12 protein-coding genes and 1 other annotated feature are annotated in these 11,506 nt (G+C 53.0%); of the genes, 6 read left to right on the top strand and 6 right to left on the bottom strand.

Translation table 11 applies throughout. The features are described 5' to 3' along the window. Positions 1 to 102 precede the first annotated feature (102 nt). A complete protein-coding gene (locus AC2T6E_RS14835; RefSeq protein WP_089600696.1) occupies positions 103 to 477 on the bottom strand; it encodes a DUF2799 domain-containing protein in 375 nt (124 codons plus the stop codon). A gap of 214 nt (positions 478 to 691) precedes the next feature. On the opposite strand from AC2T6E_RS14835, the gene aroF reads away from it, so the two are divergent. The 3 genes from aroF to AC2T6E_RS14820 are packed head-to-tail and all read left to right on the top strand — an operon-like array spanning position 692 to position 3,827. Beyond that, the gene (gene aroF, locus AC2T6E_RS14830; protein WP_010434135.1) at positions 692 to 1,762 is read left to right on the top strand and encodes a 3-deoxy-7-phosphoheptulonate synthase AroF; all 1,071 of its coding nucleotides are present in this window, start codon (positions 692 to 694) and stop codon (positions 1,760 to 1,762) included. 10 nt (positions 1,763 to 1,772) lie between these two features. Further along, positions 1,773 to 2,894, top strand: coding sequence for a bifunctional chorismate mutase/prephenate dehydrogenase (gene tyrA / locus AC2T6E_RS14825; protein ID WP_120159269.1), 1,122 nt, complete (start codon positions 1,773 to 1,775; stop codon positions 2,892 to 2,894). Positions 2,895 to 2,954: 60 nt separating this feature from the next. Then, positions 2,955 to 3,827 carry an SMP-30/gluconolactonase/LRE family protein gene (locus AC2T6E_RS14820; RefSeq protein WP_108416520.1) on the top strand — a complete coding sequence of 291 codons (873 nt, stop codon included), beginning with the start codon at positions 2,955 to 2,957 and terminating at the stop codon, positions 3,825 to 3,827. Here AC2T6E_RS14820 and pheA read toward each other — a convergent pair. From pheA to bamD, 4 genes are all read right to left on the bottom strand, one after another. Then, positions 3,824 to 4,984 carry a bifunctional chorismate mutase/prephenate dehydratase gene (gene pheA / locus AC2T6E_RS14815; RefSeq protein WP_010434130.1) on the bottom strand — a complete coding sequence of 387 codons (1,161 nt, stop codon included), beginning with the start codon at positions 4,982 to 4,984 and terminating at the stop codon, positions 3,824 to 3,826. The two genes, AC2T6E_RS14820 and pheA, sit on opposite strands and share 4 nt — an antisense overlap. A 30-nt stretch (positions 4,985 to 5,014) precedes the next feature. After that, positions 5,015 to 5,140, bottom strand: a sequence feature (Phe leader region). Further along, positions 5,092 to 5,139, bottom strand: coding sequence for a pheA operon leader peptide PheL (gene pheL, locus AC2T6E_RS14810; protein WP_100249759.1), 48 nt, complete (start codon positions 5,137 to 5,139; stop codon positions 5,092 to 5,094). Its footprint overlaps the feature before it by 48 nt. 110 nt (positions 5,141 to 5,250) lie before the next feature. Then, positions 5,251 to 5,592, bottom strand: coding sequence for a ribosome-associated translation inhibitor RaiA (raiA, locus tag AC2T6E_RS14805; protein ID WP_003863162.1), 342 nt, complete (start codon positions 5,590 to 5,592; stop codon positions 5,251 to 5,253). A 269-nt stretch (positions 5,593 to 5,861) separates the two neighbouring features. Continuing rightward, positions 5,862 to 6,599, bottom strand: a complete 738-nt coding sequence (gene bamD / locus AC2T6E_RS14800; RefSeq protein ID WP_486692342.1) for an outer membrane protein assembly factor BamD — start codon at positions 6,597 to 6,599, stop codon at positions 5,862 to 5,864. A gap of 131 nt (positions 6,600 to 6,730) precedes the next feature. On the opposite strand from bamD, the gene rluD reads away from it, so the two are divergent. From rluD to clpB, 3 genes are all read left to right on the top strand, one after another. Beyond that, the gene (rluD, locus tag AC2T6E_RS14795) at positions 6,731 to 7,711 is read left to right on the top strand and encodes a 23S rRNA pseudouridine(1911/1915/1917) synthase RluD (protein WP_486692340.1); all 981 of its coding nucleotides are present in this window, start codon (positions 6,731 to 6,733) and stop codon (positions 7,709 to 7,711) included. Continuing rightward, a complete protein-coding gene (gene yfiH, locus AC2T6E_RS14790; RefSeq protein WP_108416521.1) occupies positions 7,708 to 8,439 on the top strand; it encodes a purine nucleoside phosphorylase YfiH in 732 nt (243 codons plus the stop codon). The genes rluD and yfiH overlap by 4 nt, the downstream gene beginning before the upstream one ends. A gap of 129 nt (positions 8,440 to 8,568) precedes the next feature. After that, complete coding sequence (gene clpB, locus AC2T6E_RS14785; RefSeq protein WP_089600687.1) at positions 8,569 to 11,142, top strand: ATP-dependent chaperone ClpB; 2,574 nt, start codon at positions 8,569 to 8,571, stop codon at positions 11,140 to 11,142. Positions 11,143 to 11,286: 144 nt separating this feature from the next. Here the strand turns inward: clpB and AC2T6E_RS14780 are convergent. Continuing rightward, a partial coding sequence (locus tag AC2T6E_RS14780; RefSeq protein ID WP_486692336.1) for a hypothetical protein occupies positions 11,287 to 11,506 on the bottom strand: 220 nt, incomplete at its 5' end.

Genomic DNA, 11,506 nt, shown 5'->3' with positions numbered 1-11,506 from the left:
GAATACCATTGTTTATCAACGCCGTCATTATGTCAGAAAAATCGCAGGCCAGACTTAAGCTAAATCCTACAATTGCTTATATTTGGACATTAAAAGCCAGACTCAATTAAGTCTGCTGGTACTCATACTTTCATCCATCCCTTTTTGCCATGACTCATGCAGCTTTGCTGCATTTTCGGCAGTATCACAACTGGCAGGAAAAGATTTACCTGCTAATCCCCATGCGTGAATAAAACCCTCTTCACACACTTTCTTCTGACCGTCAGTATAACCCCGGAGATATTCACTCCGATCGACATGGGGGTCGTTAAAACTATCGGCCAGGGTTTGATTATCTTTAACCGGCAGGCCATTCATGGCGTCTTCTTTACCTGCATCAAACCAACTCGGGCTGGTCCAGTCAGGCTGGAAGGTGTAAGGATTGATCTGGCAACCTGATAAGAACAGTGACAACAGCGTAAGAGCAATTGAACGCATAGCCATTCTCCTTTTTCTTCAGCATAGCCTGGCTAATGAAAATCTGTCTGTAATTTAAAGTTTACGTTTTTATCGGCTGATTTTTGCAATAAATTGGCTTGTGTAAACTAATGTGTACGTATTTTGGATTGAAATGTTTACTTTTTATGGTATGGTGGTTTCACCTCTTAGAGGAAAACCAACTATCGCAAACGAGCTTGACAGGATCGCCATCATGCAAAAAGACGCGCTGAATAACGTACATATCACTGACGAACAGGTATTAATCACTCCGGATCAGCTTAAAGCGGAATTTCCGCTGAGCATTGCGCAGGAGGCTCAAATCGAGCACTCGCGCCAGACCATTTCTGACATCATCGCTGGCCGCGATCCGCGCCTGCTGGTGGTTTGCGGTCCTTGCTCCATTCACGATCCTGAAACCGCCATTGAGTACGCTCGTCGATTTAAAGCATTAGCGGAGGAGGTCAGCGATAGCCTCTATCTCGTGATGCGCGTCTATTTTGAGAAGCCACGTACTACCGTGGGCTGGAAAGGGTTGATTAACGATCCGCACATGGATGGCTCGTTTGATGTGGAAGCAGGACTGAAAATTGCGCGTCGCCTGCTGGTGGAACTGGTGAGCATGGGGCTGCCGCTGGCTACCGAAGCGCTGGATCCGAACAGCCCGCAGTACCTGGGCGATCTGTTCAGCTGGTCTGCGATTGGTGCGCGTACCACGGAATCACAAACCCACCGCGAGATGGCGTCTGGCCTGTCGATGCCGGTCGGTTTTAAAAACGGTACTGATGGCAGTCTGGCGACGGCGATTAACGCGATGCGTGCTGCCGCAATGCCGCACCGTTTTGTCGGTATCAACCAGGCGGGCCAGGTGTGCCTGCTGCAAACCCAGGGCAACCCCGATGGCCATGTGATCCTGCGCGGCGGTAAAGCGCCAAACTACAGTCCGGCTGATGTCGCGCAGTGTGAAAAAGAGATGGAACAGGCAGGACTGCGCCCGGCGCTGATGGTAGATTGCAGTCATGGTAATTCGAATAAAGATTACCGTCGCCAGCCTGCGGTTGCGGAATCGGTGATCGCACAGATTAAAGATGGCAACCGTTCCATTATCGGTCTGATGATTGAGAGCAACATTCATGAAGGCAATCAGTCATCGGAACAACCGCGTAGCGCAATGAAGCATGGCGTCTCCGTTACGGATGCCTGCATCAGCTGGGAAACCACCGATGCGCTGCTGCGTGAGATCCACAAAGATTTGAACGGCCAGCTGGCGACGCGTCTGGCTTAAGAGGGTAGTTATGGTTGCTGAATTGACCGCATTACGCGATCAAATTGATGAAGTGGATAAGGCGCTGCTGGACCTGCTGGCGCGCCGCATGGCGCTGGTTGCTGAAGTCGGTGAGGTCAAAAGCAAATACGGCCTGCCGATTTACGTCCCGGAACGCGAAGCCTCTATGCTCGCCTCCCGCCGTAAAGAGGCTCAGGCGCTGGGCGTTTCTCCGGATTTAATTGAAGATGTCCTGCGCCGCGTGATGCGCGAATCTTACTCCAGTGAAAATGACAAAGGCTTCAAAACCCTTTGTCCTTCGCTGCGCCCGGTAGTGATTGTCGGCGGCGGCGGTCAGATGGGCCGTCTGTTTGAAAAAATGCTGACGCTTTCTGGCTACCAGGTACGCATTCTGGAAAAAGAGGACTGGGAGCATGCCCCGGAACTCATGAAAGATGCCGGAATGGTTATTGTCAGCGTCCCGATCCACGTGACGGAGCAGATCATCGGGAAGCTTCCTCCTTTACCGGATGATTGCATTCTGGTGGATCTGGCTTCCGTCAAAAATGGTCCGCTGCAGGCAATGCTGGCTGCGCATACGGGCCCGGTACTGGGTCTGCACCCGATGTTTGGCCCGGACAGTGGCAGCCTGGCGAAGCAGGTAGTCGTCTACTGTGATGGGCGTCAGCCGGAAGCATACCAGTGGTTCCTGGAACAAATTCAGGTGTGGGGCGCGCGACTGCACCGCATTAGCGCGGTTGAGCACGACCAGAACATGGCCTTCATTCAGGCGCTGCGCCACTTTGCAACCTTTGCCTATGGTCTGCATCTGGCGGAAGAGAACGTGCAGCTTGAACAACTGCTGGCGCTCTCTTCACCTATCTATCGTCTGGAACTGGCGATGGTCGGGCGCCTGTTTGCTCAGGATCCACAGCTTTACGCGGACATTATTATGTCCTCCGAAAACAACCTGGCGCTGATCAAGCGCTACTATCAGCGCTTTGGCGAAGCTATTACGCTGCTGGAGCACGGAGACAAGCAGGCGTTTATCGACAGCTTCCGTAAGGTAGAGCACTGGTTCGGCGATTACGCCACGCGTTTCCAGAGTGAAAGCCGCACGCTGTTGCGTCAGGCAAATGACAGTCGCCAGTAATGCGATGATGTATATACTGAAAGCCAGCATTGCTGGCTTTTTTCATTTTGGGGATCTGTCATGGCTGAACCGCAGCTGCTGTTGAATTACACCGGACATTTGCCAGAGTGCCCGACGTGGAGTGCGGAAGAGAATGCACTCTACTGGGCGGATATTCTGGAAGGGGAGATCCATCGTTATCATCTGCCCACGGCAGAACACACTGTGCTCTCTTTTCACGAAGAGGTGGGCTGTTTCGCGCTGCGCGAGCGTGGCGGGTTTATTGTGGCGATGCGTACGGGGATCTGGCTGACCGATAAACATGGTCTGCTCCGGCGCAAGGTGTGCGATAACCCGTCCAACCCGCAGCTTGCTCGTTTTAACGACGGGGGTACCGACCATCTGGGACGGTTCTATGCAGGCACCTTCTGGGGCCCGGGAGATTATAACGGTGCCATGCTGATGCGTATCGATAACGACCTGACGCCGAAAGTGATCCAGTGTGATATTCACGGGCATAACGGCTTAGCGTTTAGTCCGGACAAGCAGTGGATGTTTACCTCAGACACGCCAAACGGCGTGATCTACCGTACGCCGCTTGATGAGCAGGGCGAACCCGGCAAGCGCGAGGCGTTTCGCCGGTTTAACGAGGGGGAAGGCATACCCGACGGTGCGGCTATGGATGAAGAAGGCTGCTACTGGAGCGCGCTGTTTGACGGCTGGCGTATTGCCCGTTTTTCACCGCAAGGGGAGCAACTTGAAGAATACCGCATGCCGGTACGTTGCCCGACGATGGTCTGTTTTGGCGGTGATGACATGAAAACGCTGTTTATTACCACCACGCGGGAAAATATGGATGCGGAAGAGGTGGCGAAGTACCCCCTCTCCGGTGCCATCTTCACCCTGCCCGCCAGCGTGGCAGGGATGAAGAAAAGTCGATTTATTGAACATTAAGCCGGGTCAACCGGGACCACGTTCTCGCTCGGATAGCAGCCCAGCACTTTCATGGAGCGCGTGATCTCGCCGAGTTCGCGCAGGGCTTTCTGCATGGATGCAGATTCCAGGTTGGCCTGGATATCGAGGTAGAACATCTCTTCCCACGGATTACCGTGGATCGGACGTGATTCCAGCTTTGTCATGATCAGATTGTGATTACGCAGTACCAACAGCGCTTCAACCAGTGCGCCTGCCTGCTGGCCGGTAGCCATAAGCAGGGTCGTTTTTGCCGGAACCTGATCCGAGACATCAATAGCTTTACGCGCCAGCACCACGAAACGGGTGATGTTTTGCGTCTGGTTTGCCAGATTGCGTTCAAGCACCTGCAGGCCATACAGCGCGCCACCCGCTTCGCTGCCGAGCGCGGCGACGGTTGGAGAGTTAGCCTGCGCCACTTTTTCCATCGCCGCCGAGGTGCTTTCGGTGTACTCAATTTTCCAGTTCGGATAGCGGTTCAGGAACTGGCTGCACTGTTGGAACGGTTGAGGATGGCTGTAAACCGTTTCGATCTTGCTCAGGTCGGTTGAGCCGGAGACCAGCACGCAGTGGTCGATTGGGATTGTCAGCTCGCCAACCAGCGACAGGCTGGTGTGCTGGAGCAGATCGTAGACATCATTAATGGCGCCGGAACTGGTGTTCTCAATAGGCACCACGGCGTAATCCGCCTGGCCGGTTTCTACCTGATTGAAAATATCAGCAAACTTCGCACAGCCGCTCTCAATGAACTCTTCGAAATGGCGGGCTGCGTACTGGCGCGCAGCCAGGTGGGAGTAGGAGCCTTTTGGACCGAGGAACGCGACGCGTGCAGAGTGCGGGTTGGTTTTGTTCAGATGCTGCTGGAGCAACGCTTGCTGGGTCAGAACGGAATCTTCGATGATGAGCTGGAACAGACGGGTGATGTAGTGGGCATCAAGATGATGCGCTTTGCCGAGCTGAATCAACCGTTCCAGTAAATCGCGCTCGCGGTCGATATCGCGCACGGGGCGGTGAGAGTCCAGCTTGGCTTTACCCACCTCGACGGCGAGGGCGCGGCGTTCGGCCAACAGCGCCAGTAATTTCTCGTCCAGCGCGCTGATTTTTACGCGCAGATCCAGTAACGGGTTTTCCGGTGTCATAGTGTTGCCTGTCTCGTTTTATCGTTATCAATAAAAAAGGCCTCCCGCTGTGGGAGGCCTTGTTGTTCGTCTTCGCATTCTTTATCACACGACGAAACGCCTCCCAGTCAGGGGAAGGTAAAAAAGAATGCGAAGAAGAACGGCGTAAGTTTCATAAAGTCATCCTGAAATTGATACCGTTAAAGTACCCGTACTGTTTTCACCCTGTCAATAAAAAACAAAAAACGCGCCCGAAGGCGCGTTGGCGGTACACTCAATTTAAAGGATTACTCTTCTTCAACTTCTTCCGCGAAGCTGGCGTCTTTCACCGATGTTGCGGCGCGACGGGCTTCACCTTTGTGTTGCACTTTATTGAGCTGCCGTTCCAGCTTGTTGATCAAATCGTTAATAGCGGTGTACATATCCTCGTGTTTTGCGCTGGCGACCAGATGGCCGTTTGGAGTATTGATAGTTGCGTCAGCGATGAAACCCTGCGGCTCCTTGGACAGGATGATATGTGGATTAATCAAATGAGTTTGCCATTTATCCAGTTTGGCGAGACGGTCTGCGACGTGCTGGCGGATTGCCGGAGTAATTTCCATTTGTTTACTGGTAATGTTCATTGTCATAAATTTTACCTCTTGTCTTTCCGTCTTGGTGATTCCAGCATACCCGACCTAATGTCAAAATGTGTGATTTATATCACGTTATTTTGTCGCTTTTTGTCAGGGAATCTTTTTTGTGAGGCAGGGCAGGAAGAGGTGAGATTTACCTTGTCGAAGACAAAAATTGGGGCCATAGTTGACGGGATGTGTTGAGGCTAAAGCGCTTCAGCGGGTGACAGAAATGAATAAAAAATCGGCAGCCCTGAGGCTGCCGATTTGCATTGATGCTTCTGTCAGGTGATGCTGCTGTTCGCGGCGATGATTTTCGCGACCTTTTCAGCCTGCGAAGTCATCTGCATCTGACGATAGGCATTTTCCATCAGCTTCAGGCCATCGCGCGTTGCCTGAGTGTCCGGGTAGTCACGCAGCATACCTTCAACACGGTTAACCACGGCAACCCAAGCGCCACGGCGGGTGTAGTACTCAGCTACGGAGTATTCATATTTCGCCAGACGATCTTTCAGGAACACCAGACGCTTGGTGGCATCGGTAATGTACTGACTGTTCGGGTAGCCGCGCACCAGCTTGGAGAAGTCATTGAAGGCATCACGTGCGTGCTGCGGGTCACGGTCAGAACGATCCACGCCGAAGAAGCCCTGCAGCGCACTGTCATCCAACGCCATGTTGGTCAGTCCGCGCATATACATGACATAATCGATGTTAGGATGAGTTGGGTTCAGACGCATGAAGCGATCGATGGTGGCCTGAGCCAGCGGAAGATCGGCATTTTTGTAGTACGCGTAGATAAGATCTAACTGTACCTGCTGTGAATAGGGACCAAATGGATAGCGATTATCCAACGCTTCCAGTTGCGTTATCGCCTGTTTCCAGTTACCGTCCTGCAACTTTTGTTGTGCAGTCGCATAGATTTCATTCGGCGGATTGTCAGGGACCTGTTCATTTGAACCGGAGCAGCCCACCAAAGCCAGGCTCAACGTGGCCGCTGCCACCAGATATTTCATGCGCGTCATGACGTTTTGACTTTCCTCAAATGTTTGTCCGGGAGAAACTCTGTTCCTGCTCCCGATTAAGACCAGCTACAATAGCACACTATATTAAACGGCAAAGCCGTAAAACCCAACGTTAAACGAAGAAGCAGTTTATGGCACAACGAGTAGAACTCACCGCAACAGTCTCCGAAAATCAGCTCGGTCAACGCTTAGATCAGGCTTTGGCCGAATTGTTCCCTGATTATTCGCGTTCACGCATAAAAGAATGGATCCTTGACCAGCGCGTGATGGTAAACGGCAAGATCTGGGACAAACCAAAAGAGAAAGTGTTAGGTGGGGAAGCTGTCGCCATCAATGCTGAAATCGAAGAGGAAATCCGCTTCGAGCCGCAGGATATCCCACTGGACATCGTCTATGAAGATGATGACATTCTGGTGATCAACAAGCCGCGCGACCTGGTTGTTCATCCGGGCGCAGGAAATCCTGACGGTACGGTACTTAACGCACTTCTCCATTACTATCCGCCGATCGTGGATGTCCCGCGCGCGGGCATCGTGCACCGTCTGGATAAAGACACTACCGGTTTGATGGTGGTGGCGAAGACCGTTCCTGCTCAGACCCGTCTGGTGGAATCGCTGCAGCTGCGCGAAATCACCCGCGAGTATGAAGCGGTAGCCATTGGGCATATGACCTCTGGCGGAACGGTGGAAGAGCCAATCAGCCGTCACCCAACCAAACGTACCCATATGTCGGTGCATCCGATGGGTAAACCGGCGGTGACACACTATCGCATTATGGAACACTTCCGTATTCATACGCGCCTGCGTCTGCGTCTGGAAACCGGGCGTACTCACCAGATCCGCGTGCATATGGCCCACATTACCCATCCGCTGGTGGGGGATCAGGTCTACGGCGGTCGTCCGCGTCCGCCTAAAGGCGCGTCGGATGAGTTCATCAGCGTATTGCGCAAATTCGATCGTCAGGCGCTGCACGCGACCATGCTGCGTCTTTATCACCCTATCACCGGTATTCAGATGGAGTGGCACGCGCCTATCCCTCAGGATATGGTGGACCTTATTGACGCCATGCGTGCAGATTTCGAAGAACATAAGGATCAAGTGGACTGGTTATGACCAAACTGATTGTTCCGGAGTGGCCGCTGCCTGAAGGCGTGGCTGCCTGCAGTTCGACCCGAATCGGCGGTGTGAGCCAGGGTGCGTGGGAGTCGTTGAACCTCGGCGCTCACTGTGGTGACAACCTGGAACACGTTGAAGAAAACCGTAAACGTCTGTTTGCTGCGGGCAAGTTACCGTCTAAACCAGTCTGGCTTGAGCAGGTTCACGGCAAGGATGTGTTGATGCTGTCGGGGGAACCCTATGCATCTAAGCGTGCCGATGCCTCCTACAGCAACACGCCAGGAACGGTGTGCGCCGTGATGACCGCTGACTGCCTGCCGGTTCTGTTCTGTAACCGTGCGGGCACTGAAGTCGCGGCAGCTCATGCGGGCTGGCGTGGTCTGTGTGAAGGTGTGCTGGAAGAGACTGTCGCCTGCTTTAACGATGAGCCAGACAATATCATCGCCTGGCTCGGCCCGGCCATTGGTCCTCGCGCATTTGAAGTGGGCCCAGAGGTCCGCGAAGCCTTTATGGAAAAAGATCCGCAAGCAGTGGAAGCCTTCCTGCCTTCAGGGGGTAAATATCTGGCCGATATCTACACGCTCGCTCGTCAGCGCCTGAATAACGTGGGCGTAACGCAGATCTTCGGCGGCGATCGCTGTACCTTCACCGAAAAGGGTGATTTTTTCTCTTATCGCCGCGACAAGACGACGGGTCGTATGGCAAGTTTCATTTGGCTGATATAACCTAAAGAATCAAGACGATCCGGCACGTGCCGTTTTCTTTTCACATAATTCAGGTCATTAACCTTGAATAATTGAGGGATGACCTCATTTAATCTCCAGTAGCAAATTTGACCTGTAATGGGAGGAGTTATGCGTCTGGATCGTCTTACTAATAAATTCCAGCTTGCTCTCGCCGATGCCCAGTCTCTCGCACTGGGGCACGACAACCAATTTATCGAACCTCTTCATTTAATGAGCGCCTTGCTGAATCAGGAAGGGGGATCGGTACGTCCTTTATTAACGTCCGCTGGCATTAATGCTGGCCAGTTACGCACCGCCATCGATCAGGCGCTGAGCCGTTTACCGCAGGTAGAAGGTACCGGTGGTGATGTTCAACCGTCTCAGGATCTGGTGCGCGTGCTGAACCTTTGCGACAAGCTGGCGCAAAAACGTGGTGACAACTTTATATCGTCAGAGCTTTTTGTTCTGGCGGCGCTTGAATCACGCGGTACCTTAACCGACCTGCTGAAATCTGCCGGTGCAACCACCGCCAATGTGACTCAGGCGATTGAGAAAATGCGCGGAGGTGAAAGCGTGAACGATCAGGGAGCCGAAGACCAACGTCAGGCTTTGAAGAAATTTACGGTCGATCTGACCGAGCGTGCTGAACAGGGCAAACTTGACCCGGTGATCGGCCGTGACGAAGAAATTCGCCGTACTATCCAGGTACTGCAACGTCGTACCAAGAACAACCCGGTGCTGATTGGTGAACCGGGTGTTGGTAAGACCGCCATTGTTGAAGGGCTGGCGCAGCGTATTGTCAACGGCGAAGTGCCGGAGGGCCTGAAAGGCCGCCGCGTGCTGGCGCTGGATATGGGCGCGCTGGTGGCCGGTGCGAAATACCGTGGCGAGTTCGAAGAGCGTCTCAAAGGCGTGCTTAACGACCTGGCGAAACAGGAAGGCAACGTTATTCTGTTTATCGACGAGTTGCACACCATGGTAGGTGCAGGTAAAGCCGACGGCGCAATGGATGCCGGGAACATGCTGAAACCTGCGCTGGCGCGTGGTGAACTTCACTGCGTTGGTGCAACTACTCTGGATGAGTACCGTCAGTACATTGAGAAAGATGCTGCGCTGGAACGTCGTTTCCAGAAAGTGTTTGTTGCTGAGCCAAGCGTTGAAGATACCATCGCCATCCTGCGTGGCCTGAAAGAGCGCTATGAGCTGCACCACCATGTGCAGATTACGGACCCGGCAATCGTGGCCGCAGCGACGCTTTCACATCGTTATATTGCTGACCGTCAGTTGCCGGACAAAGCGATTGACCTGATCGACGAAGCGGCATCTAGCATTCGTATGCAGATTGACTCGAAACCGGAAGAGCTGGACCGTCTTGACCGCCGTATTATTCAGCTCAAGCTGGAACAGCAGGCGTTGAAGAAAGAGTCTGATGAAGCCAGTAAGAAACGCCTGGATATGCTGAACGAAGAGCTGGACGATAAAGAACGTCAGTACTCTGAGTTAGAAGAAGAGTGGAAAGCGGAGAAAGCGTCCCTTTCTGGTACCCAGACGATCAAAGCAGAGCTGGAACAGGCAAAAATTGCCATTGAGCAGGCGCGTCGCGTCGGTGACCTGGCGCGTATGTCTGAACTACAGTACGGCAAAATTCCTGAGCTGGAGAAACAGCTTGAGATTGCGACGCAGTCCGAAGGCAAAACGATGCGCTTGTTACGTAATAAAGTGACGGATGCAGAAATTGCTGAAGTGCTGGCGCGCTGGACCGGTATTCCAGTGGCACGCATGCTGGAAGGCGAGCGTGAGAAACTGCTGCGCATGGAGCAGGATCTCCACAATCGCGTGATTGGGCAAAACGAGGCGGTTGAGGCTGTTTCCAACGCTATTCGTCGTAGCCGTGCAGGGCTTTCCGATCCTAATCGTCCAATCGGTTCGTTCCTGTTCCTGGGGCCAACCGGTGTCGGTAAAACCGAGCTGTGTAAAGCGCTGGCTAACTTTATGTTCGACAGCGACGACGCGATGGTGCGTATCGATATGTCCGAGTTTATGGAGAAACACTCCGTCTCGCGTCTGGTTGGTGCGCCTCCGGGATATGTCGGTTATGAAGAAGGGGGCTACCTGACAGAAGCGGTTCGCCGCCGTCCTTACTCCGTCATCCTGCTGGATGAAGTGGAAAAAGCACACCCGGATGTGTTCAACATTCTGCTGCAGGTGCTGGATGATGGTCGACTGACCGACGGGCAGGGGAGAACGGTCGATTTCCGTAATACAGTAGTGATTATGACGTCGAACCTGGGTTCCGATTTGATTCAGGAACGCTTCGGTGAACTGGATTACGGCCATATGAAGGATCTGGTACTCGGTGTGGTCAGCCATAGCTTCCGTCCGGAGTTCATCAACCGTATTGATGAAGTCGTGGTCTTCCATCCTCTGGGTGAGAAACACATCGCGTCGATTGCGCAGATTCAGCTGCAGCGTCTTTATAAACGTCTGGAAGAGCGTGGATATGAAATCCACATCTCGGACGAGGCGCTGAAGCTGCTGAGCGAGAATGGTTACGACCCGGTGTACGGGGCTCGTCCATTGAAACGAGCTATCCAGCAGCAGATCGAAAACCCGCTGGCGCAGCAAATCCTTTCCGGGGAGCTGATTCCTGGCAAAGTTATCCGTCTCGAAGCCAACGACGATCGCATTGTGGCAGTGCAGTAAATCACAAAACTCAAAAACGAGCCGCTTGCGGCTCGTTTTTGTTTAAAAACCAGGCAAAAATTGAGGTCTGGGAGGTGCTTTGCCTGGAAAGTGAGCAGTCAGTAAATAATTTTCACTTTATCCTTGCAGCTTCGTAATTACTCCCTATAATGCGCCTCCACTGACACGGAACAACGGCACACACGCCGCCGGGTCAGCAGAGAAAAGCGAAAATAAACGCTTGACTCTGAAGCGGGAAGGCGTAATATGCACACCCCGCGCCGCTGCGAAAAGCGAAGCGGCACTGCTCTTTAACAATTTATCAGACAATCTGTGTGGGCACTCAAAGTGACATGGATTCTTAATGTCTTCGGACAATAAATGA

Source organism: Enterobacter sp. B79-1 (genome assembly GCF_057444735.1).
This window is presented reverse-complemented; position numbering and strand designations above follow the sequence as displayed.

Excerpts from the sequence above, each read along its gene's own strand:
- AC2T6E_RS14835 (WP_089600696.1), bottom strand. The coding sequence starts at position 477 with ATGCGTTCAATTGCTCTTACGCTGTTGTCACTGTTCTTATCAGGTTGC.
- aroF (WP_010434135.1), top strand. The coding sequence starts at position 692 with ATGCAAAAAGACGCGCTGAATAACGTACATATCACTGACGAACAGGTA.
- tyrA (WP_120159269.1), top strand. The coding sequence starts at position 1,773 with ATGGTTGCTGAATTGACCGCATTACGCGATCAAATTGATGAAGTGGAT.
- AC2T6E_RS14820 (WP_108416520.1), top strand. The coding sequence starts at position 2,955 with ATGGCTGAACCGCAGCTGCTGTTGAATTACACCGGACATTTGCCAGAG.
- pheA (WP_010434130.1), bottom strand. The coding sequence starts at position 4,984 with ATGACACCGGAAAACCCGTTACTGGATCTGCGCGTAAAAATCAGCGCG.
- raiA (WP_003863162.1), bottom strand. The coding sequence starts at position 5,592 with ATGACAATGAACATTACCAGTAAACAAATGGAAATTACTCCGGCAATC.
- bamD (WP_486692342.1), bottom strand. The coding sequence starts at position 6,599 with ATGACGCGCATGAAATATCTGGTGGCAGCGGCCACGTTGAGCCTGGCT.
- rluD (WP_486692340.1), top strand. The coding sequence starts at position 6,731 with ATGGCACAACGAGTAGAACTCACCGCAACAGTCTCCGAAAATCAGCTC.
- yfiH (WP_108416521.1), top strand. The coding sequence starts at position 7,708 with ATGACCAAACTGATTGTTCCGGAGTGGCCGCTGCCTGAAGGCGTGGCT.
- clpB (WP_089600687.1), top strand. The coding sequence starts at position 8,569 with ATGCGTCTGGATCGTCTTACTAATAAATTCCAGCTTGCTCTCGCCGAT.